The 23,601-nt window shown below is 43.8% G+C and carries 23 protein-coding genes and 1 tRNA gene; 7 read left to right on the plus strand and 17 right to left on the minus strand.

Going from position 1 to position 23,601, the window contains the following annotated elements:
• The first annotated feature begins 83 nt into the window (after positions 1–83).
• The 4 genes from SAPGRDRAFT_RS14115 (at position 84) to SAPGRDRAFT_RS14135 (ending at position 5,560) form a co-directional block, all read left to right on the plus strand.
• Positions 84–827 (plus strand): type III pantothenate kinase, encoded by a 744-nt coding sequence (locus SAPGRDRAFT_RS14115; RefSeq protein ID WP_002659926.1) that lies wholly within the window; start codon positions 84–86, stop codon positions 825–827.
• Positions 802–2,181 (plus strand): hypothetical protein, encoded by a 1,380-nt coding sequence (locus SAPGRDRAFT_RS14120; RefSeq protein ID WP_002659927.1) that lies wholly within the window; start codon positions 802–804, stop codon positions 2,179–2,181. Before SAPGRDRAFT_RS14115 ends, SAPGRDRAFT_RS14120 begins: the two co-directional genes overlap by 26 nt.
• Before the next feature lie 362 nt (positions 2,182–2,543).
• The gene (locus tag SAPGRDRAFT_RS14130) at positions 2,544–3,971 is read left to right on the plus strand and encodes a hypothetical protein (protein WP_002659928.1); all 1,428 of its coding nucleotides are present in this window, start codon (positions 2,544–2,546) and stop codon (positions 3,969–3,971) included.
• Positions 3,972–4,405: 434 nt separating this feature from the next.
• Positions 4,406–5,560, plus strand: coding sequence for a vWA domain-containing protein (locus SAPGRDRAFT_RS14135; RefSeq protein ID WP_002659929.1), 1,155 nt, complete (start codon positions 4,406–4,408; stop codon positions 5,558–5,560).
• Positions 5,561–5,625: 65 nt separating this feature from the next.
• Here the strand turns inward: SAPGRDRAFT_RS14135 and SAPGRDRAFT_RS14140 are convergent, their stop codons facing one another.
• From SAPGRDRAFT_RS14140 to SAPGRDRAFT_RS14210, 13 genes are all read right to left on the minus strand, one after another.
• Positions 5,626–7,137 (minus strand): GH3 auxin-responsive promoter family protein, encoded by a 1,512-nt coding sequence (locus SAPGRDRAFT_RS14140; protein ID WP_002659930.1) that lies wholly within the window; start codon positions 7,135–7,137, stop codon positions 5,626–5,628.
• Between the two features lie 345 nt (positions 7,138–7,482).
• Positions 7,483–8,202, minus strand: coding sequence for a YdcF family protein (locus SAPGRDRAFT_RS14145; protein ID WP_002659931.1), 720 nt, complete (start codon positions 8,200–8,202; stop codon positions 7,483–7,485).
• A gap of 228 nt (positions 8,203–8,430) precedes the next feature.
• Positions 8,431–9,600: a TlpA family protein disulfide reductase gene (locus SAPGRDRAFT_RS14150; protein WP_002659932.1), complete on the minus strand. Its 1,170-nt coding sequence runs from the start codon at positions 9,598–9,600 to the stop codon at positions 8,431–8,433.
• Positions 9,601–9,641: 41 nt separating this feature from the next.
• Positions 9,642–10,895: a hypothetical protein gene (locus SAPGRDRAFT_RS14155; RefSeq protein WP_002659933.1), complete on the minus strand. Its 1,254-nt coding sequence runs from the start codon at positions 10,893–10,895 to the stop codon at positions 9,642–9,644.
• Positions 10,896–11,051: 156 nt separating this feature from the next.
• Positions 11,052–11,276, minus strand: coding sequence for a preprotein translocase subunit SecG (secG, locus tag SAPGRDRAFT_RS14160; RefSeq protein ID WP_002659934.1), 225 nt, complete (start codon positions 11,274–11,276; stop codon positions 11,052–11,054).
• A 49-nt stretch (positions 11,277–11,325) separates the two neighbouring features.
• Complete coding sequence (locus tag SAPGRDRAFT_RS14165) at positions 11,326–11,919, minus strand: hypothetical protein (RefSeq protein ID WP_002659935.1); 594 nt, start codon at positions 11,917–11,919, stop codon at positions 11,326–11,328.
• Positions 11,916–12,179 carry a hypothetical protein gene (locus tag SAPGRDRAFT_RS14170; protein ID WP_002659936.1) on the minus strand — a complete coding sequence of 88 codons (264 nt, stop codon included), beginning with the start codon at positions 12,177–12,179 and terminating at the stop codon, positions 11,916–11,918. Before SAPGRDRAFT_RS14170 ends, SAPGRDRAFT_RS14165 begins: the two co-directional genes overlap by 4 nt.
• Before the next feature lie 238 nt (positions 12,180–12,417).
• Positions 12,418–12,798: an RNA recognition motif domain-containing protein gene (locus tag SAPGRDRAFT_RS14175; protein ID WP_002659937.1), complete on the minus strand. Its 381-nt coding sequence runs from the start codon at positions 12,796–12,798 to the stop codon at positions 12,418–12,420.
• Between the two features lie 226 nt (positions 12,799–13,024).
• Entirely contained in the window at positions 13,025–13,786 is a 762-nt protein-coding gene (locus tag SAPGRDRAFT_RS14180) for a class I SAM-dependent methyltransferase (protein ID WP_002659938.1), read from the minus strand.
• A gap of 1 nt (position 13,787) precedes the next feature.
• Positions 13,788–14,333 (minus strand): hypothetical protein, encoded by a 546-nt coding sequence (locus SAPGRDRAFT_RS14185; protein WP_002659939.1) that lies wholly within the window; start codon positions 14,331–14,333, stop codon positions 13,788–13,790.
• 9 nt (positions 14,334–14,342) lie between these two features.
• A complete protein-coding gene (locus SAPGRDRAFT_RS14190) occupies positions 14,343–14,945 on the minus strand; it encodes a hypothetical protein (protein WP_002659940.1) in 603 nt (200 codons plus the stop codon).
• 7 nt (positions 14,946–14,952) lie between these two features.
• Positions 14,953–15,576: a hypothetical protein gene (locus tag SAPGRDRAFT_RS14195; protein WP_002659941.1), complete on the minus strand. Its 624-nt coding sequence runs from the start codon at positions 15,574–15,576 to the stop codon at positions 14,953–14,955.
• A 745-nt stretch (positions 15,577–16,321) separates the two neighbouring features.
• Positions 16,322–17,212 carry a hypothetical protein gene (locus SAPGRDRAFT_RS14210; protein ID WP_002659943.1) on the minus strand — a complete coding sequence of 297 codons (891 nt, stop codon included), beginning with the start codon at positions 17,210–17,212 and terminating at the stop codon, positions 16,322–16,324.
• Between the two features lie 335 nt (positions 17,213–17,547).
• Between SAPGRDRAFT_RS14210 and SAPGRDRAFT_RS14215 the strand changes: the two genes are divergently transcribed.
• The 3 genes from SAPGRDRAFT_RS14215 (at position 17,548) to SAPGRDRAFT_RS14225 (ending at position 19,616) form a co-directional block, all read left to right on the plus strand.
• On the plus strand, positions 17,548–18,345 hold the full coding sequence (locus SAPGRDRAFT_RS14215) for a UDP-2,3-diacylglucosamine diphosphatase (protein WP_002659945.1): 798 nt from the start codon (positions 17,548–17,550) through the stop codon (positions 18,343–18,345).
• A gap of 9 nt (positions 18,346–18,354) precedes the next feature.
• Positions 18,355–19,161: a hypothetical protein gene (locus SAPGRDRAFT_RS14220; RefSeq protein ID WP_002659947.1), complete on the plus strand. Its 807-nt coding sequence runs from the start codon at positions 18,355–18,357 to the stop codon at positions 19,159–19,161.
• 382 nt (positions 19,162–19,543) lie between these two features.
• Positions 19,544–19,616, plus strand: a tRNA-Phe gene (locus SAPGRDRAFT_RS14225).
• 167 nt (positions 19,617–19,783) lie between these two features.
• On the opposite strand, the gene SAPGRDRAFT_RS14230 is transcribed toward SAPGRDRAFT_RS14225, so the two are convergent.
• From SAPGRDRAFT_RS14230 to SAPGRDRAFT_RS14250, 4 genes are all read right to left on the minus strand, one after another.
• Positions 19,784–20,362: a hypothetical protein gene (locus SAPGRDRAFT_RS14230; RefSeq protein WP_156001936.1), complete on the minus strand. Its 579-nt coding sequence runs from the start codon at positions 20,360–20,362 to the stop codon at positions 19,784–19,786.
• Positions 20,363–20,549: 187 nt separating this feature from the next.
• Positions 20,550–21,611, minus strand: a complete 1,062-nt coding sequence (darG, locus tag SAPGRDRAFT_RS14235; protein WP_002659949.1) for a type II toxin-antitoxin system antitoxin DNA ADP-ribosyl glycohydrolase DarG — start codon at positions 21,609–21,611, stop codon at positions 20,550–20,552.
• A 131-nt stretch (positions 21,612–21,742) separates the two neighbouring features.
• On the minus strand, positions 21,743–22,198 hold the full coding sequence (locus tag SAPGRDRAFT_RS14240; protein WP_002659950.1) for a hypothetical protein: 456 nt from the start codon (positions 22,196–22,198) through the stop codon (positions 21,743–21,745).
• A gap of 402 nt (positions 22,199–22,600) precedes the next feature.
• Entirely contained in the window at positions 22,601–23,566 is a 966-nt protein-coding gene (locus SAPGRDRAFT_RS14250; RefSeq protein WP_002659951.1) for a polymorphic toxin type 23 domain-containing protein, read from the minus strand.
• Between the last annotated feature and the right edge of the window lie 35 nt (positions 23,567–23,601).

Below are 23,601 nucleotides of genomic sequence, written 5' to 3' on the forward strand. Positions count from 1 at the left end.
GGCCTTTTTTTTTGGCCTAAAAGGCCAAACTGCTTTGGATGAAAATAGTTATCTTGGCCGCTCAAAACTAGTTGACTTTTTATATGAATCTTTGCATTGACATTGGCAATAGCCGCTCGAAGTTGGCGGTTTTTTCTGAGGAGGGAGACCTTTTGCAATTGGTGACTAGAGAACGTTTTAGCCAAAAAAAGCTGGATAAGGTCTTAAAAAAGTACCCTATTCGGCAGGCGATTCTGTCTTCTGTACGCCGAAGAAACAGCCGGATAGAGCGACAGCTCAGTGGGCAGTTAGAGCATTTTGTTCGGCTCAATTGGGAACTTGCGCTGCCCATAGAAAATAGTTATGTTACTCCAGAGACCCTAGGAAATGACCGTATTGCTGCGGTAGTGGCTGCACATAGTTTATTTTCTGACTCGGATGTATTGGTTATAGATGCGGGCACTTGCATTACCTATGATTTTATTACAGTGGGAGGCAACTACTTGGGCGGCAGTATATTAGCCGGTGTAGAAATGCGTTTTTCCGCCTTAGCGCATTTTACGGACAAGCTGCCTTTGGTCCAAAGAATAGATTTGGACCAAGAAATAGGCAATACCACATTGAGCTCTATACAAACCGGAGTGCAGTCTGGTGTCGTTTACGAGATGCAAGGCTTTATTGCTCAATACCAAAAAGAATATCCCGAACTTCGGGTGTTAATTACTGGGGGCGATGCCGATTTTTTTGAAAAGCGCCTGAGCAGTCAACTTTTCAAGGTGCCCAATCTGGTCCTTATGGGCCTCAATCAAATTTTAAACTATCATGTGCAACAACACACTGCCGACTAATGCAGTCTGCTGGGCTTTTGCCCTTCTTTTTTTGACTTCCTCTCTTTTTGCCCAAGATTATACCCGGGCCAATTCGCCTTACTCTCGTTTTGGTTTGGGAGATTTACAAGGCAATCAATTGCAGGTGGTACAGGGCTCTGCAGGAGCACTCAGTGCTACCTTTAATAGTATCTGGGAAGTAGATCTTAGCAACCCGGCTTCTTTGGGCCACCTCAGAACGACTGCCCTAGAAACGGGGATTTATTATAAGCGCTCTAGCCTGAGCGAGAAAGCCTCTGGCCTCTCGGCCACCGCAAATGATGGTAATCTGAGCTATTTTTCTATTGCTTTTCCAATTACTAGAGCTTGGGAGCTAGAAAAAGACAGCCTCCGAAAAGGGATTCCGATCCAGTGGGGGATGGGCCTAAGCTTGCTGCCACATAGCTCTATTGCCTATGATGTGCGGGTACTGCGCTCCGATGCCCAATTTGGTGATATTGAATATCAGTATGAGGGAGAAGGAAACCGCTTTAGAGCAAACTGGTCCAATGGCTTTAAGTATAAAGGCGTATCGGCTGGAGTGAATTTGGGCTACCTCTTTGGCAACTTTTACCAAAACAATTATATCGATTTTCAGGATAGTATCTATACCTTTGGCTATGATGAAGAGTTTCAGCTAGAAGAAAATGCCTCTGGTTTGCTCTGGGATGTAGGCCTGCAGTATGAGCACTTTTTCTCTCCTTTAGATGACGATCCCCTACTGTTTGAGGATTTACGTCTGACCGTAGGGGCTTATGCTAGCGGAAGTAGCAAAATTCAGCTACTTTCTCAAGAAAAAGTGATCCGCTATGGCGCCATTTATGCCCGAGACACCATCATTAACACAGAAGATGCCGTGAGCAGCATGCAAATGCCCTTAACCTATGGGGTTGGGGTTTCCTTAAATAAAGGCTTGCATTGGCGCTTGGGCCTCAACTTTGAGCAAAGCCTTTGGTCCTCTGGTTTTTCTCATGATAACTCTAATATCAGAATGGAGGATAGCTATACCTTTGCCCTAGGCGCAGAGTATACGCCCAACTATAAAACCAGGCATCTGCTGCAGCGGGCCAGATACCGGGCAGGCCTCTTTTATGGAACCGATGCTCGAACAATTGAGAGCGGTGGCAACGATTATCAGCTGCAGAAGTATGGCATAGCTTTTGGCTTGGGACTTCCCATACAGCCCCTAAAATCGCCCCTGTTGGGCCATGTACAACTAGGCATAGAATATGGATTTTTGGGCCATAGCGAACTGATCAAAGAGAATTACTGGCAGTTTAATCTGGCCTTTACGCTCAATGATGGTAGCTGGTTCCGCCGTTCTAAGTTTAGATAGAACATTATTTGTAAAAGAGCAGCTGGAGCAAGAAAATAGCCCTTTAACTTGGCTTTTTTAGAACAAATCTTTGCTCAACTCTTTAGAATGTTGTTTTTTTGGCCCCCAAGGTCCAAATTTGCAGCAGACAGGCGGCAAAGCCGCCGCAAAGGAGCGCAGCGACGCGGCTGAGGGATGGATAAGGGGGGCCGAAGGCCAGACCGAGCTTTTTGAGCAAAGCGAAAAAAGCGAAGGGCCGAGCAGACCTGCGAGCCCTGACACAGCCCGACCCGCCCAAAGGGCGGGGCAGCCCCAAAAGAAAAAAGCTCGAAACAAACAAGAATAAGAGCCTTGCTCTTAGCTAACTAAAAAGAACTTATATTATGAAATTGCATCCAAAAAAAATGATGAAATGGGCCCTCTTCCTTGGGCTCGGGCTCTTTAGCCTGCAAACGGCTTATGCGCAAGATGCCACAACCGACAATAACTGTACAACTTGGGAGAATTACCCCAAGGGCCGAAAAGCCGCCCGCCAGCAGCACGTTATCTATCGAGACCGATTTAATCAGCAGCAGTATAAGGAGGCCTACCCGATTTGGGAGGAGCTTTTTGAGTATGTAAAGGCGCCCAAAGAAGCAGAGACGCGCCACTTTGAAGATGGAGCCGTAATGGCTTACTATTTTGCGGGCCAGGAGGCAGATGCAGAAAAGAAAAAAGAATGGTTTGAAAAAGGGAACGCCCTTTATGAGCAAAATGCCGCCTGTAATGGTGAAGATGCGCTGGTGCGTGCCTATCAGGCCTACTATTTATACGCCAATCAGGCGCCCATGATGGAGACCATCAAGGCCTATGAGCGCAGCCTAGAGTTGGGCAAAGAGAAGGCGCCAGCAATGATTATGACGCCTCTGGCTACCCTAACCGTTTATGCTTTCCGCTCGAATGTAGAAGGCATTGATGCAGAGTATATGCGTAAACTTTATGCAAGTTTGGAGGAATTGGCCAAAAAGAACCCCAAAGATGATTACAAAAAAGCTTGGACCGAAGTAGATGCACAGTTTGAGCCCATTAAAGATGCCATTTTTGGCTGTGCTTATTATACCAAAATCTGGCGCCCCAAGTTTGAGGCAAACCCTCGAAACCAAGCACAGAATACCGAAATCTTGACCGTAATCGGTAAAAAATGTGGTGGGGAAGATGAGTTTTATCTGGAAGTACGAAAGGCTTTTGAAGAGGTGGCAGACAGTATTGCTGCGGCCAACTTTGATAAAATCCTTAATAGTGATACGACTACCGCCTATACCAAAATTTTGATGTATCGCTCTAAGGGCGCTCGCGAAGAAAGTGAGGAGCTCAAGAACAAAGCTTGGGAGTTTTATCCCGCGGCCATTGATGAAGAGGGTTGGGTAAGCAATGAAGTAAAAGCTGATTTGGCTTATCGCTATGCCGACCGCCTTTTCCGTGCAGGTAGTTTTGGCTCTGCTCGTAGCTATTGCCGCAAGGCCTCTAAATTCCGTCCCAACTGGGGAGAGCCTTATTTGCTCGTAGGAATTATGTACGCTTCTAGCGGTGGACGTTGTAGCGCCAAAGGAACGGGCTGGGATGCTCAGATTTGTGTTTGGCCCGCTATCGACGAATGGGCAAAAGCTAAGTCTGTTGATCCTTCTGTAGCGGCTAAAGCCAACAAATATATTGGCCAATATAGCGCATTTATGCCCACCAAAACAGATATTTTTCAGCGCCAACTCAAAGAGGGGGCTAGCATTAAGGTGCCTTGCTGGATTCAGCAAACAACTACTATTCGCGGACGCTAGACCGTAGAAAAAAACATAAATTTGCACTAAAGAGCCAACTACTAAGGGGTAGTTGGCTCTTTTTTCTTGCCCAAAGCCTATGCTTTAATCAAAAAATTACCCATTGAGTCTGTGCCTAGATATCCTTTGGCCCAGAAATAGTTTAGCAAGATAAGTAGATAGTTTGGGGCTGCCCCTCGCTTCGCTCGGGTCGGGCTATGTCGCAGCTCGCAGGTCTGCTCGGCCCTTCGCTTTTTCGCTTTGCTCAAAAGCTCGGTCTGGCCTTCGGCCACTGCTATCTATCCCTCAGCCAGGCGCTGCGCGCCTCGGCGGCGGCTTCGCCGCCTTCCATTTTGGACCCAAAAAAGAGGAAGCACCAAAAACGCAACTGCTTACATCTTATCAATAATACTATTAAGCCCAAAGGATTCCCCACTAATAAAAAACTAGAACATATGAAAATTCTTCATTTTTTCGTCTTTGGGCTGTTGCTCAGTTTTGGCGCAGTCCAAGCCCAAACTCCATCCCTAACAGCCCCCCTAGTAGAAAAATCGCGACAGCAGACAGCCGAACCCAAAATTCAAATTGCGCTCCTATTGGATGCCAGCGGCAGCATGGACGGCCTTATTGAACAAGCCAAAGCGCAGCTCTGGAAAATTGTCAATGAATTGGCCCGTAGCCGCAAAGATGGCAAAGCTCCAAACATTGAGTTGGCGCTCTATGAATATGGCAAAGACAATCACCCCAGCAAAAACGGCTATTTGTTGCAGCTTGCTCCATTGACTACAGATTTGGACCTAGTTTCGGAAAAACTTTTTGAAATTCGCACCAATGGCGGCTCTGAGTATTGTGGTTGGGCCATAGAAGATGCCTTAGATAATTTGAATTGGTCCGATAGAGAGGAAGATCTCAAACTCATTTTTATTGCAGGTAACGAACGCTTTACTCAAGGTCCAAAAAACTATAAAAAGGTTTGCAAAGCTGCCGTAAAACGCAATATTGTGGTCAATACCATTTTTTGTGGCGCCTGCAAACAAGGTGTGCAGCTATTCTGGAAAGATGGAGCCGATCGGGCCGAGGGCAAGTACCTTTGCATCAACCAAAATGAAAAGATTGCCCATATTGAAGCACCTCAGGATGCAGAAATTCTCCGCCTCAATGACACCCTCAATCGTACCTATATGAGTTATGGTGGCCGCAAAGGAGCCGAAATGAAAGCTCGCCAAAAGAAACAAGATGTCAATGCCGCTGCTTTTAGTCTAACCGAGCGGGCCATTTCTAAATCTTCTGGGGCCTACAAAAACTCCTCTTGGGATGCTGTAGATGCCTATGTAGAGAATGAAGATGTCATTTTGGAGGCTGATGAAGAGGAGCTACCCGAAGAACTCCAAGGGCTAGAGAAAGACAAGCGCAAGGAAGTGATAGAAGCCAAGATGAAGGAGCGAGAACGCATTCAAAATGAAATTCAGGAACTAAGTAAACAGCGTTCGGCTTACATAAGTAAGGAGCGGAAAAAACAAGCGGGCCAAAAAGGCAATAGTTTAGATGACGCCATGCTTGATGCCGTTCGAGAACAAGCCACTAAAGAAGGCTTCATTTTTGAGAAATAAAGTTAGACCTTAAAGTTGTCCCAAAAGAAGGGCTGCCGAATTTTCGGCAGCCCTCTTTTTTGGTCTTAGGGTTCAAATTGAGCGAGGGACTCAATATATTCTCGGCTATTGGATAGGCGAGGGACCTTATTTTGGCCCCCATATTTTCCTCTAGATTTTAGCCAGGCATGAAAACTCCCTTTGGCCAAAGTATGCAATTTTAGCGGCTGCAGGGCCAGGTTGCGGTATCTTTTGGCCTCATAATCAGAGTTGAGGCTTTGTAGTGTTTGGTCCAGATCTTGGGCAAAGGTGGTTAAGTCTTTGGGGGGCTGTTCAAACTCTATCCACCACTCATGTCCGCCCTTGCCTTCTTCTAAAAAGATGGGGCCAACGGTATATTCACTAATTCGGGCGCTCCATTTTTCGCAGCAAATGGCCAGGGCTTTATCGGTATTTTGGACCATGACCTCCTCGCCAAAAACATTGATAAAATGCTTGGTTCGCCCACTAACTTGAATGCGATAAGGGGCCAGACTCGTAAAGCGGATCGTATCGCCAATTTGGTAGCGCCAGAGGCCGGCATTACTGCTAATGAGCAAGGCATAATCTTGGTCCAGTTCCACCTCGGCCAAACTCAAAACAATTGGTTGAGCCGAGCCCAATTCATTTAGAGGCATAAATTCATAATAGACCCCATTGTCCAATAAGAGCAACATATCCTTATTTTGGCCATTGTATTGGCTGGCAAAATAGCCTTCAGAGGCATTATAGCTCTCTCGATATTGGATTTTTTCTGAGGGCAAAAAGGCTTTAAATTGTTGGCGATAAGGCTCAAAACTAACGCCTCCATGCATATAGACCTCAAAGTTGGGGAAAATCTCTAGGATATTGGATTTGCCGGTAACTTCTAGTAGTTTCCGAAAGAGCACAATGGTCCAAGTGGGCACTCCGCCAATGGTTGTCAGATTTTCTTGGCAGATTTCATGGGCCATCAATTCAATTTTTTGCTCCCAGTCTTTCATCAGGGCTATTTCCATAGAAGGCGTATAAAAGTACTTGCCATAAGAAGGCATATTGAGGAGCATAATGGCTGAGATATCGCCAATTTGGCTTTCTGGAAATTCGGCAAAGCGCTCTAGACTTCCGCCCATAATCAAACTTTTGGCATTGCTCATGACTTGCGTTTGGGGTTGGCCATGATACCAAAGCGCTAGGGCGTCATGGCTACCTTGCAAATGGCATTTTTTGAGGTTTTCCATAGAAACCGGCAAATATTTGCTCTTATCGTTGGTGGTTCCTGAAGATTTTGAGAACCATTTGGTTTGCCCGGGCCAAAGTACATCTTTTTGGCCCAACATCATCTGTTGGATGTAGGGCTTTAGGGTCTCATAATCGCTTAGGGGTAGCTGTTTTTGAAAATCCTTATGTGTTTTAATATGTTGAAAACCAAACTCTTTTCCCCATTGGGTATGTTTTGCTCTGCTAATCAAATGCTGTAGCCATTGCTCTTGTACTTCATGTGGGTGTTGCATGAAATAATGAATTTTTTTGGCCCGAAATGAAAATGCAAAACGCACAAGACTATTCAGTATCTTCATAAATTTCTTTTTTAGTAGGCTTTTGGGGCGTTACTCCTTTCAGTCGTCGAACTGCGACTTTCAGCCTTGTTGTCGCTGCGGTTATTCCTTTTGGTCATCGAACTGCGGCCTAAAGGCCTTCTTATCGTTTCAGGGCTTGCAGGTCTGCTCGGCCCTTTATTTTTCGTTACGCTCAAAAACTCGGTCTGGCCTTGGGTCCTCCTTTCAGATCGGTTACTCTCTTTGGTCGTCGAAGACGCCCTAAAGGGCTTGTTGTGGCTAGCTCGCTGCGCTCGCCTCTAGACGCAAAAAAGAGATGGATAGATGAAGCGGCTAAAATAGTGAAGTTTTGGCTTTTTAGTCTTTTTATTTAGAGAATAAAAAGTCTTTAAGAAAAGCCAGATACTCTCTGGGGAGTTGGTTGAGTAGCCAGAGAAAGGGCGTGGGGGCGGCTTGTGCTTTAATATTTTGGAAGCCTTTTTTTTGGGCCAAAAAGTGGGCACGTTTTAGGTGGTAGTCGCTACTGACAATAATGCTTGGGGTTATTTTTAGTTGGGGATACTTTTGGGCGGAGAAGTCTAGATTTTCTTGGGTGGAGGTAGATTGATTTTCTTGAAGAATGCGTCTTTTGTCTATGCCTTTTTGGACCAAATAGTTTTGCATAGCTTGGGCTTCGCTTAGGGGTTCATCGGGGCCTTGGCCGCCGGATAAAATGAGTTTGGCTTGTGGGTAGATTTGGGCTAGTTCATAGGTTTTATCTAGGCGGTAGCGCAATTGATTTTTGGGTTGGCCATTTTCTCGAACGCCAGCGCCAAGGACCAGAATATACTGGGGAGAAAAATCTTGATCTAAGGGTTGATAAACACCATGGACTAGCCAAAAGCTAAAGCCTATCCAAGAAGCAAAGCCCAAAGCAAAGAGGAGAAAGTAGAGTTTGCCCCAATTGGGCCAAGCCTTATATAAGCGTTTTCCCCAGCGGAGGGCCAAGAGCAAGAAGACTAAAAAAGCCAGGCCAAAGCTTTGGCCCAAAACAATAAAAAGGGGAATAGCCAGAAGGCCAAGAATATCCCAGCGGTCAATAGGCATAAGGAAATGGATTTAGGAGGTGAGTCTAGTTGGCCCAGCGCTGCGCAGCCGTGGCGCGCAGCGCCAGACCCAGGAGCGAAGCGACGCAGGGCCGAGCAGACCTGCGAGCGGCGCAGCATAGCGGCGGCCGACCTAGGCGTAGCCTAGCTGGCCGCGGGCCCCAAAAAAAAGAAAAAGCTAGCACTAAAAATAGCACTAGCTTTTGAGAAAGGGAGTAAAGAACAAAAATTAAAGTAACTCTTTGACCTTAGCTTCTAGGGCGGGTCCACGGAGGCCATCGGCATATCGGAGCACGCCATTTCTATCGAGTAAAAAGGCTCTGGGGATAGAATTGATCCCAAACTGGCGGGCGACGAGGCTGCTCCAGCCGCGCAATTCGCTAACATGATAGGGCCAAGCGAGTTGATCTTGTTCGATGGCTTGTTTCCAGCGTTGGGTCTGTTGTTCCATTTGCATTTTGAGCATATCGCCTTTGCCTTTGAAGAAAGCCATTTTGCGGTCATCGAGACCATCTAGAGAGACGCTATAGACGGTAAAACCTTGCTCTTTATATTTATTATAGATGTTGACTAAATTGGGGTTTTCGCGGCGGCAGGGGCCACACCAGCTAGCCCAGAAATCGACCAAAACGACTTTTCCTTTGAGGGAAGAGAGGGCAATTTGTTCGCCAGAGGGGCTAGGCAGTTTAATGTCGGGCATGGGGTTACCGATACCAAAGGGTTGTTGTTGTTTCTTTTGGGCGGTAAGCATAATGCGGTTATTAAACTCGCGGGTATAGTTCCAGTTGGGGTAGGTTTTAGTAAGTTGGTCACGGACCTTTTGGTAGAGGGGCAAATAATTGTTAATATCGAGGCTTTCGACGATAAAAAGGTTGACTAAGACTTGTTCTTCGGTTTTATCTTCTAGGTATTTTGCTCGATCTTCTTGTTTGGCTTTGGCCAGGACGAGTTTATTGAGTTCGCTAGAGAAGGGGGATCCTTGGATATTGACTTGGCTGAGGGCTTTTTCATTGAGAGTAGCTTCAATTTGGAGGGTTTCATTACCTTCTAGGGCCAGCCAGATATACTGGGCATTAAATCGTAGGCGGAGGATATTGGGGTGGGCAAGTTCTGCATGGAGTTGGAACTGTCCATTTTCGTCAATTTCTACAGAGGAGAGGGATTCGACGCTATTGGTACCTCTTTGGTCGAGAAAAATTTTGGTTTTTGGGGCGAGACCGTTGATACGTCCAGAGATTTGGAGGGGCAGGCCTTTTTTTTCTTCCTTAGGGGTTTGGGCTATTTCTTTTTCTGTCTTTTGGGGGGTATTGGATTCTAGGGCGGGGTTATTTTCGTTGCTACAGCTGGCCATAAAGAGGAAGATAGTGAGCAGGCTGCTATGTAAGAAGAGTTTGTACATAATTGACAAAATATTTAGTAGAGGCTAAAAATAAGGCTAATTTATTTGGGTGAGTAGAGGTCTAGGGCTTCCTCCCAGAGATCTAGGGGGAGGGCGGCAAATTGTATTAGAAATTGTTTTTTATTGAGGGGTTGATTATTTTTGGTCATTTTATAGTTTAGTTCTCTGAGGACTTCATTTTGGAGTTTTGGTCGGACTAATTGGCCGGGTTGAGAGCGAAGATAGAGAATTAGTTGTTCTTGGAAGTAGTTTGGGAGGGGGCTATTTTTTTGGAGAAAAGCTTTTAATTCTTGGATTGTCCAATTTTGGTTATACCAGCCTAATTCGGCGAGGAGTAGTTTAGTTTGCCAAATTTGAGCGAGGAGGATTGTTTTTTCTTCTGTTTTATTTTGGGGGTTAAGTTCGATTAGGTTGGGGAAGGGCAGGGGAAGGAAGGGGGAGAGTAGGAGGCTATCGATTTGGGAGAGTTCTTTTTCTAGTAGGGGGGCTAGGGGGAGCAGGCTTTGGGGCCAGCTATTTTTTGCGGATAATTTTTGGAGGCCAAGAATTTGGTCTTGGCGGACGAATGGGGGCAGAAAGAGGGTGCTAATATCTTCTATGGGGAGTTTGGGCAGGCTATCGATTTGGCCTTTTTGTTTTTGGAGTTTTTTCCAGTAGTTGGGCAATTGGCTGAGGCTATCGATTTTGGCCAATTGGGTATAGAGGCTATCTAGTTCTTCTTGAAAGACGCCAAAGAGGAGTTCGGTTTGGACCTCTTTTCCCATGAGGAGTGCGAGGCGGTTTTGGAAGTATTGTTTTTCTGTTTGGCTGGCTTGTTGGCAGTTGGGTAATTTTTTGAGGCAAGTTTGCAGGCTATCGGGGGCAGTTTGGCGCAGCCATTTTTTTTCTAGGGTTAAAAGGGCGATAGAATCTGGGGGGCAGTATTGGGGGTTTTGCAAAAACTGGATGAGGGGTGGGCGTTGGCTTCTTTGGTCTTGGATATGTCGTTGGAGCAGTTGTATGCTCAATTTTTCTTTGGCTTCTAGGGCTGAAATTTGGAGGCTATCTTGGCTATAATTGCTAGCCCAGCGGAGGAATTGGGGGCTGAGTGTATTATTTTGCAGACTATCTTTATAGTGCTGTATAAAAGTTTGGGCGGCGGCTCTTTGGGCTTTATTTTCTTGTCCCCAATATTGAGAGGAGAACCAGTTTTCTTGTTCTCTAGAGCCATAGAATTGTAAAAAAATCCAAAAGCCGAGGCCAAGCAGGGCCAAAATAGGCAGTATGCGAAGCAGTATTTTGAGAAAGTTGCGCATGCTAAAAGCGTTTTGATGGGCAAGGGATATACATCAGCTAGACAAAAAAGGGGGGGCTCTTGTTTGGGGTGTTTTGGGCGAAATTCGGGCTTAGGGACAAAAAAAGCCCCGAGAACGGGGCTTAGCGCTTATTATGAATACAATCAATCTTAAAACCTAGACAATGAGGCCAGCAAGAAGGGTAAGCAGCATGAGCAGGCCGCCTAGCGTCCAAGTTACCTTTACTAGGATGTCGCCTGATCTAGAGGCGCCCATAATTTTTTGGGCTTCTTGAGTACCTCCAAACGCCGAGTTAAGTCCTCCTCCTTTAGGGTTTTGGACCATAACAACGAGGATGAGTAGCAGGGCGATCAGGGCGATGAGGGTTGTGAGCAGTGTCATAATTTATATCTTACTATTAGTAGGCTTCTAATGGAGAGACTCGCTAGATTTAGATAGAGAGTTCTTTAATCTTATTGGCAAAGAAAAGACTTTTTTTAGGAAATTTCAAACTTAGGCGCTGGTACATTGCAATTGCCGCGGCTTTTTTTCCTTGCTGGGCCAAAATTTCGGCTAAGCGTTCAGAGGCCAATTGATTATCGGCTAAGATACTTTGTTGTATATCTTCTTCGAGTTGTTGGGAAGCGTTCTTTTTTTTCTGTTTGCGGTTGGCTCTGAGGTCTACTAGTTTTTGGTCAATTTTATCCAAAAACTCTTGGGTATCGTCTTGCTCTTGGGCGGCTTGTTCTAGGCCTTTGGGCGGGCTGCTTTGCTCATCGCCAGTAATAATATAGCCATCTGCGGGTTGTTGGTCCTCCTCTTGGAGTTGGTCGAGCAGGGCTTTTAATTTTGGAAATCTCAAGAACTTAAAACGTTTTTTGCGGTCTGGAATTGGAATTTCGCCTATGGGTTCATCTTGGGGCAGGGGCTCGCCTTGGGCTGCTGCATTTTCTTGCAAAAACCGCTCTAGCAGGGATTGCCCTTGCCTTGGATGGATATTGTTTTGGGGTTCCTTTTTGGAGGGACCTTCTACATACTCTCTCATAGGCTGTGCTTGCTCTGCAATTTTAGGCCTTTTGTTAAAAGTTTGCTGCGCAATCCTTTAACTTTTGGATCATAAAAGGCAAAAATTTGCTGTTGTCTGTAATAATTTCGGCCTTGGTTTTGGCCCAACTTAATGAGAAAAAGGGCACGAATGAGGCTAGAGCTAGGGTAGTGGAGCAGGAGTTGCTCTAGTTGTTCGTAGCTACAGCTTCTTAGGGCCTCTGGTTCTTCTATTAGTTGTTGGAGCTGTTGGGCAGTCATGTTTTTAGTATTTTGGGAAGTAAATAGTAGGTAAAAACAAATCTGTTGGCAACTCTAAGATGGTAAATTTACAAAATAAACTTTTTGTGGACAAATTCCATTTTCCCCATTTCTTATTTGTAGGTAATTTACCTAAGCCCAGCTAAAGCAAAAAAAAAGCAACTCCTAAAAAAGGAGTTGCTTAGTTGTTTCTATCAGTTGGACCAGCCAACTATATTAGAAGGTAAGGTGTTGTCGTCTAGTAGTCATAACCACCACGGCCACCACGATCGTAACCACCGCCACTACGGCCGCCACGGTCATAACCACCACCGCTACGTCCGCCACGGTCGTAACCGCCACGTCCGCCACTGCGGTTGTTGTTACGAGGACGCTCCTCACGGGGACGAGCTTTCTTAACAACGATAGTGCGCTCATGGAATTCGGTTTCGTTCAAAGCGTCGATAGCTGCTTGGCCATCCTCTTCGTCGGGCATTTCAACAAAGCCAAACCCTTTTGAGCGGTCCGTTTCACGGTCCATAATGATTTTAGCAGAGTCCACAGTACCAAACTGAGCGAACAGCTCTTCTAGCTCTTCAGAAGTAGTTCTGAAGTTCAACTTCGCTACGAAAATGTTCATAGAAAAAATATTAAATAGAATGAATAAAATTTAATGTAAAAGCTTTGCGGCCTAAGGCCCAAGACCAAAACAGGGGAGATAACAACAAAAGAAAAAAGGCACACACAAAAGCTAATACAACACTTATTACAACCTAATTTTTACCTTATCGTAGCTTACCAGTTTGCCGGTCAAAGCAAAAGCGTATGCACAAGATAGGCTTTTATTTTTGGTCTGTCTAACTTTTTTAGCTTTCTTTTTGTAAACAAACAAAGTAAGTCATACAATCAGCCCAATTAGCCTGCTCTTGCACTATGTTTTGTTCTTCGTCAAAAGTGGGCCCAGTTTGTAATTTGCTGATTTTGAGCGGGGTATTTTGTAGCAGCAGCTCAAAGTCGGCAGGAGTGTAACAGCGCAAAGATTGTTGATAAATTTCTTCCGGACAATTTTTTAGCCACCATTTATCAATCAAACGGCAATTGATGGGGTCAAATTCATGTCTTCGGATGCCCAGGTCAAAATCATACTCTTGCCCCCAGGCTTGGCCCGACCAGTACCAGCTGGCGCCTACTTCAATGATAATAAGGCCTTCTGGGGCCAGCCAATCATGCATTTTTTGCAAAAGTTCTTGTTGTTCACTATCGCTGCCAATGCCAAAGCTATCAAAATAACAAATGAGGTCGTACTGCTTTTCTGGCCCCTCCCAATCATAAAAATCGGCCTGAATGATATTTAGGCGTGAAGCAGCATGTTGTTTAGCCAGTTTTTTGGCCCAATTGGCCGAGCTTTCTAAAAGCTCTACCATATCTACTTCATGCCCCAATTGGGCAATGGCCAAAGCAGTCTGCCCGCCACCACCACCCAATTCGAGCACCTTTTTTTTACCACTCAAGCCGGCCAAGTCTTGCAAACGTTGGGCCCTCCGATGGTCTTCTTCGCTAACTGGACCAAGGTAAACGCCCAGCCAATCATTTTGCTTTTTATAAAATTCAGCTACCCAATCTCGCATATTATAATTTGACCGTTTTTATCACTAATCCTTTGTCTATATCCAGCTGAAAGATCTGTAGCTCGCGGCTGCGTACATCAATTCGCCAATCTACTTTTGCCGCAGCAGCAAGCAACAACTGATGCTTTTGACCCAAACTGTCCAGCAACCAAAAACGTCTTTGCTCGCCCGCTCGACTCCAAACCAAAATTTGGCCCTCCAAAAAATCTTTGTGCATAAAATTGTAGTCATTTAATATATGCTGCTGATAAGCATAACCATTAAATCGCCAAGAACGCTCATCAGAAAAATCTAAATGCTGAATCAAAAAGCCTTCGGCATATTCTCCCTCAGCCAAATCCAATTGGCCCAAAAGATCATATTGTTGCCCCTTCTCTTTATTATGTATCCAAAGCTGAGGCAAACTTTCCGAAACCGCCGCTTTTTTAGACAAGATACTTTTGTTCTTGCCCAGGGCCTGCTCCTGCCAATAAATGTAGTTGATGAGCTCATAGCCCGTAAAGTAGTTGCAAATTTTATGTATACTCAGTTTTTTTGAGGGCTGCATAGTTGTTTTTTAAATTAAATCCTGAAAAGAAAGGGTTTTGACCAAACTACTGTCTGGCGCATAGCCCATCATGGCCTCATCCCGATGATAAAAGCATTCTATATCTACTTCTCCCGATCGAAGGGCTTTGATTTTTAGAATATTCGCCAGCTTTGCTAAAACCTTAGGATCTTCTACAATCTGGTAGCTGCCATCAGTCTGAGAAACAAAGAAAAGCGAGATGCTGGCATAACGCAGGGCACTTCCACCATCGCATTGAATATAAGGCACATTTAAAGCAGCATCTTCTTGCCCATCGGCATTCAAATCGCCTTTTATAATTTTGCCCTCTAATTCTGCCGCCAGCGGCAAACCAATTCCTGGGCCTTTGTAATCATCGGCTAAGGTGATTTCTATCGTACAGTTTTTTTCTGACTCATATTTTTTAGCAGAAATTTGTTCGCTCCGCCAATCTGTATACAATTGCTCAAAAGAAACTTTAGGTTGTTGTTCTACCGCCTCTTCTTTTTGCACTTCTTGTTTTACACTGCTTTTTTCTGCTTGCTTTTCGGGGCTACAAGCGCCAAGACTTAGGGCCAAAAGACCAATGACCAAAACTTTAGGGTTTAGCATAAGGGTTTTATTTTAATAATTTAAATAATCCGGCTTCATATTTAAATTGCTTTCGCTCTTCCAAAGAAGGGCAGCAAAGTGGATCTTCTTGCGCAAAATCACCATAATACATCTGCAAGCGCCCATCGGCAAAGAGGCTGTCTATACGCTCTACCGATGCTCCTTTGCGCAAAATACTGGGGTCGTCTAAAATAGCAAAATCTCCTTGGCCATCAGATAAAAAGACCAAAAGATGTACGGCGGTCGCCTGGCTTTTTCCGCCATCGCACTGCAAAAGCGGCACATTGGCCACCGCATCCATTATTCCATCGCCATTGATATCGGCTTGCATCCAGTTCGGAATTTCATCGGGCAGGCCTGTATTGCAGGCTTCTTCGCCCGCCTCAATTTTTTTCATCCAAGTTTCTGGATTACAATCGGCTTCGGGACAAGCTTTTCCGGCCGCAAATTGTGCTTCCATCCATTTTCGATACTTTTCGTCTATGCCTTTTTGTTTTTTGGGCTGCTCTTGCTGGCTACTGTCAGCACTTTCTTGTTTTACGGGCGTCGCTTTGGGCGGCGTTTTTTCTTGGCAGGCACCAAAAAAGCTAGCAAAACAGAGGGAGAGTAAAAATAAACTACTTTTTTTCATGAGGTTTTTTTTTATGATAGGAATTTTGGGGCCCGCGGCCAGCTTCGCTGGCCGCCGCTATGCTTCGCAGCTCGCTATTCGCTCGGCCCTTCGTTTTTTCGCTGCGCTCAAAAACTCGGTCTGGCCTTCGGCCACTGCTGCGCAGCGCTGGGCCAAAACCGCCTGGCCGATTTTTTTAGCCAATTGGCCCCGCATTTCAATTTAACCATTTTTTTGAGGCCGTTTTTCTCTTTGCCTATAATTTTCATCCATTTTTTTGGACCAAAGAAAAAAGCGGCAGAAAAATCAGAAAGATTTTCCTACCGCCCGCTAATTGAAAGCCGCTAATTGAAAGGGCCTTTTTGGGCCGAAGAAAAAAAACAAGAGAAAAAACAAAAGTTGTGCGGCTAAGGCCAAATAAAAGCCCTACCACTTCTATTTTTTGATTTAATTTCCAGCTATTCATCGTTATTTTTCTCAGCCATAGCTACGGCTATGCCTTTGAAAAATGCCTTGACTAGCTTAAAATTTTTATCAAAAAATGGCCGAAGCGCAGGACATTTATTCGGCCTAGCGATGTGCAGCAGGGCGGCGAAGCCGCAGACCTAGCAAAAAACTTGTTTTTTTGCGCAGGGCCGAGCGAACAGCGAGCTGCGAAACGTAGCGCCGCAAGGCGAAGCCGCAGCGGAGGCCCCAAAAAAAGAAAATAAAAAAAGCCAAACTTAAAAAAGCTTGGCTTTGAGTGCTCCCATAAAAAAAGGAAAAATTATAGATAAGATGCAGCCGAAGGGGCCGTTGTTTTTTGCATTTGGTAACGGCCAAATAAAGAGCGGGCCTCAATGGGAGAGCTTAGCTCTAGGCAGCGCAATTCTTTGGAGTGAAAAATATGTTGCCCTTCCGTTTGCCAGTTAATATCGAGGCGGCTATCTTCTAGTTCTAAATTTTGGCGGAGGTTGCGCAATTCTTCAGACCAAGGGAGGTCTCTGCTCCAACTAACAACAAAAAGAGGCGCTGGCCCAATAAAAGCCGACTGTTTACTTAGTTGCTGTATTTTATTTGAATTGAGGGACTCTTTTTTATTTTGTGGCAAACAAAGTAAGCGAATTTGCGCCTGCGTATCAATAAGTAGGGGCGCAAAGGTCCAGTTGCTAGAATCTATAATTAAAGGGCGCTGGCTGTAGACCCAAGAGTTTTTGGTCTCCAACTCATATTTGTGGCTATATTTTTTTTCAATTTCGCTCAAGCAAGCATCAGCGCTCTGATCCGCCTGTAAGTAAATTAAATCGGCTTGCAAATGGCTGAGCTGATCTAATAAAACCGTTTTTTCTTCGGGCAAAACCGCTTTAAGATCTAATTGTAAAAGTTGAAAAACGGGTTGCTGTTGTTGGGCCGAAGCATAATAAAAACTATCGCTACTTCCCTTTAGAAAATAACAAAAACTCATGCAAGCCAACCAAGATTGCAACATAAGATAGGGCCGCTTGAGAAAAAGAAAAATTCCGCCCACTAAAAAAAGACCAAACATAATGCTTAGACTTTCGGCGGCAATTTTTTGGGCAAAAGCAGAGTCGCCAGGAAAATAACTGATGTAGAGTAAACTCATCATGGCGCCCAGGTAAACGAGCTGCAGAAAAGGCTGCTTCATGCTCAAATTCATAGTAGTATATTTTTTGCTGATAAACTGTTTTAGTGCGAAAAAGGCGCCAAAATAGTGGGGGGGAGATAGAAAGCCAAAGTATTTTTTTTATGGGCTCGTTTTTAATAACTCTTTTTGTTCTTGCGTTTATCGTCAAATAAACGGAAGAACAGCCTTAAATGTGATGCATTTTTTTTTCTTCGGTCACAATTAGCAATTCCTTAATGCACTGATTTCAAATCAACTTGCATAACAGTACCATTTTATAACGGAAAGAGCCAACGCTTTATTTTAAGGAATCTATATCAAAGTCGCCACTGCTTTTTGGTATCTTGCGGCAAACAGCTATAAAAATCATGTCCGCTCGTATTTATTTTGCTTCAGATATTCATTTGGGAGTAGCCAATTCGGCAAAAAGAGAACGACAATTTGTTCGTTGGTTACAAACCATTTTAGCAGATAAGGAGGCCGAAGCCCTTTATTTGGTCGGCGATATTTTTGACTTTTGGTTTGAGTACAAAACGGTGGTGCCCAAAGGTTTTTTGAGAAGTTTGGGCCTTTTGGCGCAATTGGCCGATCGGGGAGTAGACTTACATTTTTTCACAGGTAATCATGATGTTTGGATGTTTGATTACTTTGAAGAGGAGCTGGGCGCAAAAATTCATCGCGATCCGATTCAAGTTTGTTTGCAGGGCCAAAATTTTTTGATTGGACATGGCGATGGCTTAGGACCCGGCGATCATGGCTACAAGTTTATCAAGAAAATTTTTAGAAATTCTTTTTGCCAGTGGTTGTTTCGTTGGTTGCATCCAGATGTTGGAGCGGCTTTGGCGCAATTTTTTTCGCATTCTAGCCGAGCCGCCCAAGATGGCCCCCAAAATTTTTTAGGCACAGAAAAAGAGTGGTTAATTTTATATTGCCAACGAAAAAAAGAGAGCTGCCCGGCAGTTGATTTTTTTATGTTTGGCCACCGACATTTGGCACAAGACCTGCGCTTAGATGAAAGCGGTCGCCGTTATATTAACTTGGGCGATTGGTTTTCGCAGCCCACTTTTGCTCGTTTGCAAGACGGAAAGTTGCGTTTGCATTATTTTGAACATCCGGAGGGCTTGGATATTTTAGCTGAACAAAATTTGGCCGAGCTTCCGACTTAATCTTTTTTTATGCGCCATTTTTTTCTGCTCTTCTTTTTTTTCCTCTCTTTTTGGGCTCAGGGCCAAGAATTACTCTGGAGCATTCCGCAAAAAAGTAGTTTGATCCGCCTCGATCATCTGCAACAACTATATATAGTATCGTCGGATGGCAAAAAAATCGACAAATACGATGGCGAGGGCCAAAAGTTATACAGTTTTAGCCAAAACAATCGGGGCGCAATTCAAGAATTGGATGTAAGCAATCCCTTTCAGCCCCTCATTTTCTTTTCCGATTTTCAAGAAGTTTTATTGTTGGACCGCAGATTGGGCCAAATGCAAAGTCTTGATCTCAATGATTGGGATTTATTGCAGGTGGATGCGCTTTCGGGCAGTTCGGACCAAAAAATTTGGTTGTTCGATGCGATTGACTTCCAACTTAAAAAAATGGGCCCCGATGGCCAAGTGTTAATCGAAACGGCCGAATTATGGCCCATTTTGCGAGATGATTTTTTGCCTACTCGTCTTTGGGAGAGCCAAGATAAATTAGCACTTTGGGAGGAGGGCCGCGCTTTATACCTCTTCGATTTATTCGGCAATTTTTTGCGCAAAATTCCTTTGCCCGATGCGCAGAGCCTACAACTCACGGGCCCTTATTTATCTTGGCTGGATCATCAGCAGCATTGGCAGCGCATCCATCTTCAAAGTTTTCAGCAGCGAAAAATTGATTTAAAAAAGTCGGGCATTCCCACAGAGGGCCTCAAAGCCTTGCGTTATCAGGCCTACCGTTTATATTTGGCCTACGAAAATGAAATTCGAGTGTATCGTTGGGAGGAATAATTTTTTTATTTTTTGGGGCAGTCCCTGCGGCCTACGGCCTTGGGTCGCTATGGTTACTCCCTTTGGTCGTCGAACTGCGGACTAAAGTCCTTGTTGTCAGGGCTCGCAGGTCTGCTCGGCCCTGCGTTTTTTTCGCTGCGCTCAAAAAACTGGGTCTGGCCTTCGGCCACCCTTGCGCAGCGCTCAGCCCATTGTTGCCTGGCGCTAGGCTTTTGCTTTAATAGGGTGGGGAATGGAGCTATTTTTCTTTTCGGGATAAAAAATAAAATTTTTCTGGCTCATAATCAGGAGACTATATTTTGCGGTTAATTTTTTTGCAGATAAAATTTGTTTTTCTGCCTATAGATGTCCTATATTTGTGTCGCTGACAAAGCAAACTATTGGTTTCGTAGCTCAGCTGGTAGAGCATCGGACTGAAAATCCGTGTGTCGGCGGTTCGAGCCCGCCCGAAACCACTTCAAAACCTCTAAGTTTAGGCTTAGAGGTTTTTTTTTGTGCAAAAAATGCAGCGGCCTTTCAATTAGCGGCTTTCAAATAGGGAAGGGCAGCAAAAAACTAAATGTTTTTGCTGCCCTTTTTTTGTGGGTGCGGCAGAGCGGTGGATTAAATAATATGGATGAGTTTAATCCTCTGTTTCAGCATACCAGATGTCATTATTCACTAAAACAAGTTTGCAAGCTTTGTTTTGGATGTATTTTTCTACGGTTTTGATTAAGTGCTTAGATTGTTTCTTCATGTAGAGGTTCCAAAAAATGACGACATAGTACTGCTCCTCATTTTTTAAAGGGTAAGGAGAAAGTAGGTGTTCTAAGCCTTGGGTACAACTTTTTGCATCGACATCAGAACGGGGAGGGAAATTAGCTAGCTTTCCTTTTGCGGACCAATTTAGTTTTGTTAATCCTGGCGATGCATAGCAATTGATATGCGTAGCAAGATGTTGGAAATTTGCATCTAAATAATGGACCTGTAGCGGCTGAAATAAATTTTTGACCAATGTTGAGTCGCTACAACTATCTATAGCATAGTAGTAGATGCTGTATAGTGAATCTTTAAGAATTAGAGATTCATCTGCATCAAATTCCTTAACAAATTCTGCTATGCTTTTATCGTCAAAAGGCCTCTGTTTGATCCCATATAAAATAGTACAAGAAGAGTTTAGAATGCTTAGGCTAATTATTAGGAGTGCGAAGTATTTGCTCATAGGGTAGCTTAAAGCTGCGCTTAATTTTTTTTTTAACTCTTTTTCTGTATCTTTCATTTGGGGCAATTTATGAGTTGGAAATTATTGATTTGATACCTACAATTTACAACTTTTTAATTGCTCCTTTTTTTGTCTTTTGCTTAAATTTTTTAGAAAAAATAGACTTTTTGTTTGTGGAGGAAGCAATTTATGAGGCTTTGATTAGAGAATCGTATAAGCCTGAATTTTTAAGTTGTTTTAGCGCTAGCTGAATATAGCGTTCATTAGAAAAGTGTTTAGTTTTTCGGCTGCTCCAACTGTGTAAGGCTTCTTTAACTTTTTCTAAATCGGTACTTTGTTGTTCCTGACAGATATAATCAATGGTAGAAAGCAGTTCTAAGCCAAAGGGGGAATAGAATCCAGATAAAAAATTACTGGTTTTATCTACAATAGCTTTATATTTTTTGTGTTGGGGTTTATTCAGGTAAGCCAAGACAGTAGCTTCTGCATCCATAATCAGTTCAATTTCTTCAAAGGGTTTTTTGTCTTTGCTGTAATAGCCTTTAAGATAACTACCATTTAAGTAATGTAGAACATGATTTACTTTTCCTGAATAAGGGCCATAAAAATAGGGCTTGTAGATTAAGTTTTTGAATGCTTCTTGGCCGCCTAGCCGCTGTAAAAAATAGGCTACTTTTTCTCCTGCAAATTCAGATACAAATTCTCCTTCTTTAATCAAATCGTAGAAAATAGCGAGCAGCATAGCTCTTGCAGGGGTAAGTTTAACTTTCTCTGCTTTTATTTTTTCAGGGAGTTTATAATTGGGTTGGTACAAATATATTGTGCAGTCTAAGTTACCTAAGGCCGCAAAAATCATTTTTCTTACTTTGGACCAATCTAAACCACCATGACCAACACCCAATGAAGGAATGGCAATAGATTTTATATGTTGAGTTTCTATTAGCTTTTTCAGGTCGGCTAAGCCCTCTTGAATATATTGATATTCGGAAGGTTTTTTCCAAGTTGTTTTTGTTGGAAAGTTGATGATAATTTTAGAATCGGCCAGCAAGTTTTGTTCTGTTGTGATAAACATTTTGCCGGGTACTACTTTTCCTTCTTGGCAGGCCTTTTTATATAACATAAAGTTATTGGGAAATTTCTTTTTGAATTGCAGGGCTATACCTTTTCCCATAACGCCCACCGTATTTACGGTATTGACTAGTGCTTCTGCTGGACTATCGAGCAGATCGCCTGTAATTTCTTTTATCATAGTACTATATTTTTATTTCAAATAAAAAATAGTGTAAGTTGTCTTCTTGAGCGTTGTTGTCTAAAAGTAACGTTCTGGAGAGATATGCACCTTTTGTTCAGGAATATTTTGGTCAATCATGCCCTTTCCCCCTACGCCACCTCTGCCAGCCATTTTTCTTTTTTCTCTCCATACAACAGCTCCAAGCCCAGCAGCAGTACTTGATAATACTGCTGCAAAAAGTTTTGCCAGAGGGCCAAGGGCGTAGAAATTGGCCGTAATGCAGGGCGATTTCTGTTTTGGGCTTGTTTTTTCTTCTTGCTTTGGGGCAATGCTTTTTGGCTTTGGCCTTTGATAAGTCCAAGGTTTAGGAGTTGCTCATAAATAAAGGCGAGCTCCTCAATTTCTTTTTCGATTTGTTGGGGCTGGCCCAAAGCTTTAAAAATGAGTAGGAATTCGGCAAAGAGAAATTTTCTGCGGCCAATGAAATGCTGCAGGCCTGCAGTGCGCAAGCGTTTGCGTAGGGTGGGATAAGAAATGCCGTAAAAAGCTTTGAGCATTTTTTTGCTCAATTTATAGTCTTGTAATTTTTGATCGAGTTGAATCATGGCTTGTTTTTTAGTTGCTTACTAAAGTTAAGTCTTTTTTGTGCTAAGCGCAAGTTGTTCTCTAATAAAAGTTTAGCTTTTTTAGGGCCTTTCAATTAGCGGCTTTCAAATAGGGAAGGGCAGCAAAAAACTAAATGTTTTTGCTGCCCTTTTTTTGTGGGCCAGTAAAATATCTTGGCCATATTTATTTTGGGAAAAAAATCTTGTGTTTAAACTGCCGAAGAAAAAAAATAGACTGAAAAAAACAAGATGAGCGGCCTAGCGATGCGAAAGGGGGCGGCCTAGCCGCAGACCCAGCAAAAAACTTGTTTTTTTGCGCAGGGCCGAGCAGACCTGCGAGCCCTGAAGCGTAGCGCCGCAGCAAAGCTGCGGAGGCCCCAAAAAAAACAGCCCCAAAAAAAATCAATAAAATTCTACCTCATTGAGTTGAAGCTCGCCAAAAAAGCGGGGCCGACGAATCTTTTGGCCCGGCAAATATAAATACGAACAGCCCTCACGGTCTACCATCGGAATGTGAGGGTTTTTTTCGTCATCCCAATTTATTGGCAATAAAGTAGAATCATGAATCCATTTATTTTGGACCAAATTCCGAATTTGCTCGGCATCTACGCCCAAACGCAAAGATAATTGCGGTTGTAAATACACTAAAAAGTCATGCGATAAGGCCTCAAAATTGGGCCGCCAATCTATTTTTAAAGCCAAAATACCCAAAGATTTATCGCCATAAGGAGCCGAAGCCATATCTATGTAGCCCGAAGCAGAAGGAAAATGCGAATTAGTAATCCAGGGACTATAAGGGCTGTAGGCATCGCCCGTATACGTAATGTTGCTAAAGCCAAATTGCCAATCTTTATAGCGATAATGCAGGCCCATGGCCCCCGTTCGATAACGATCTAAACTTTGAAAGGCCAAAAAATCATTCTCAAAAAAGAAGCGAAAATCTTTAATCTGAGCAGAAAAAACACCCGAACGCTGCGAAGTTTTCCATTGGTCCAAATAAAAAATATAGGCATAGCCCAAGGCATAAGGCCGAGCCGTTTGCTGCCCCGCCGCCGTCAAAAAAGGATGTATTTGCTCTAATTGCTGGTATTTTTTGCCCCAACTTCCCTGCGCCCCCAATTTGATCTGGCTCTCCCAAGCCCGCTGATCCGTCCCTCTAGCCGACCAATTATAGTGCTGATGCCATTGCAAATTCAACTGATAAAAATCGCCAGCATAATACAAACGCCCCATCAGGCCCATGCGCCGCAAATGCGTTCCCAAACTAAAACTAATTCCCAATTGTCCCCCAAAATGTGGCGACAAAGATTGGGCAGACAAAAATGAACTGCTCAATAAAAAGAAGAGAAAAAAAAGAGGGCGTTTCATGCTAAATTATTCTGTGGCAAAAGTCCCAAAATACC

The sequence above is a fragment of the Saprospira grandis DSM 2844 genome (assembly GCF_000275825.1).
GTDB lineage: Bacteria > Bacteroidota > Bacteroidia > Chitinophagales > Saprospiraceae > Saprospira > Saprospira grandis_A.

What these genes read in the sequence shown, in the direction of transcription:
- SAPGRDRAFT_RS14115 (WP_002659926.1), top strand. Translation starts at nt 84, where the DNA reads ATGAATCTTTGCATTGACATTGGCAATAGCCGCTCGAAGTTGGCGGTT.
- SAPGRDRAFT_RS14120 (WP_002659927.1), top strand. Translation starts at nt 802, where the DNA reads ATGTGCAACAACACACTGCCGACTAATGCAGTCTGCTGGGCTTTTGCC.
- SAPGRDRAFT_RS14130 (WP_002659928.1), top strand. Translation starts at nt 2,544, where the DNA reads ATGAAATTGCATCCAAAAAAAATGATGAAATGGGCCCTCTTCCTTGGG.
- SAPGRDRAFT_RS14135 (WP_002659929.1), top strand. Translation starts at nt 4,406, where the DNA reads ATGAAAATTCTTCATTTTTTCGTCTTTGGGCTGTTGCTCAGTTTTGGC.
- SAPGRDRAFT_RS14140 (WP_002659930.1), bottom strand. Translation starts at nt 7,137, where the DNA reads ATGAAGATACTGAATAGTCTTGTGCGTTTTGCATTTTCATTTCGGGCC.
- SAPGRDRAFT_RS14145 (WP_002659931.1), bottom strand. Translation starts at nt 8,202, where the DNA reads ATGCCTATTGACCGCTGGGATATTCTTGGCCTTCTGGCTATTCCCCTT.
- SAPGRDRAFT_RS14150 (WP_002659932.1), bottom strand. Translation starts at nt 9,600, where the DNA reads ATGTACAAACTCTTCTTACATAGCAGCCTGCTCACTATCTTCCTCTTT.
- SAPGRDRAFT_RS14155 (WP_002659933.1), bottom strand. Translation starts at nt 10,895, where the DNA reads ATGCGCAACTTTCTCAAAATACTGCTTCGCATACTGCCTATTTTGGCC.
- secG (WP_002659934.1), bottom strand. Translation starts at nt 11,276, where the DNA reads ATGACACTGCTCACAACCCTCATCGCCCTGATCGCCCTGCTACTCATC.
- SAPGRDRAFT_RS14165 (WP_002659935.1), bottom strand. Translation starts at nt 11,919, where the DNA reads ATGAGAGAGTATGTAGAAGGTCCCTCCAAAAAGGAACCCCAAAACAAT.
- SAPGRDRAFT_RS14170 (WP_002659936.1), bottom strand. Translation starts at nt 12,179, where the DNA reads ATGACTGCCCAACAGCTCCAACAACTAATAGAAGAACCAGAGGCCCTA.
- SAPGRDRAFT_RS14175 (WP_002659937.1), bottom strand. Translation starts at nt 12,798, where the DNA reads ATGAACATTTTCGTAGCGAAGTTGAACTTCAGAACTACTTCTGAAGAG.
- SAPGRDRAFT_RS14180 (WP_002659938.1), bottom strand. Translation starts at nt 13,786, where the DNA reads ATGCGAGATTGGGTAGCTGAATTTTATAAAAAGCAAAATGATTGGCTG.
- SAPGRDRAFT_RS14185 (WP_002659939.1), bottom strand. Translation starts at nt 14,333, where the DNA reads ATGCAGCCCTCAAAAAAACTGAGTATACATAAAATTTGCAACTACTTT.
- SAPGRDRAFT_RS14190 (WP_002659940.1), bottom strand. Translation starts at nt 14,945, where the DNA reads ATGCTAAACCCTAAAGTTTTGGTCATTGGTCTTTTGGCCCTAAGTCTT.
- SAPGRDRAFT_RS14195 (WP_002659941.1), bottom strand. Translation starts at nt 15,576, where the DNA reads ATGAAAAAAAGTAGTTTATTTTTACTCTCCCTCTGTTTTGCTAGCTTT.
- SAPGRDRAFT_RS14210 (WP_002659943.1), bottom strand. Translation starts at nt 17,212, where the DNA reads ATGAATTTGAGCATGAAGCAGCCTTTTCTGCAGCTCGTTTACCTGGGC.
- SAPGRDRAFT_RS14215 (WP_002659945.1), top strand. Translation starts at nt 17,548, where the DNA reads ATGTCCGCTCGTATTTATTTTGCTTCAGATATTCATTTGGGAGTAGCC.
- SAPGRDRAFT_RS14220 (WP_002659947.1), top strand. Translation starts at nt 18,355, where the DNA reads ATGCGCCATTTTTTTCTGCTCTTCTTTTTTTTCCTCTCTTTTTGGGCT.
- SAPGRDRAFT_RS14230 (WP_156001936.1), bottom strand. Translation starts at nt 20,362, where the DNA reads ATGAGCAAATACTTCGCACTCCTAATAATTAGCCTAAGCATTCTAAAC.
- darG (WP_002659949.1), bottom strand. Translation starts at nt 21,611, where the DNA reads ATGATAAAAGAAATTACAGGCGATCTGCTCGATAGTCCAGCAGAAGCA.
- SAPGRDRAFT_RS14240 (WP_002659950.1), bottom strand. Translation starts at nt 22,198, where the DNA reads ATGATTCAACTCGATCAAAAATTACAAGACTATAAATTGAGCAAAAAA.
- SAPGRDRAFT_RS14250 (WP_002659951.1), bottom strand. Translation starts at nt 23,566, where the DNA reads ATGAAACGCCCTCTTTTTTTTCTCTTCTTTTTATTGAGCAGTTCATTT.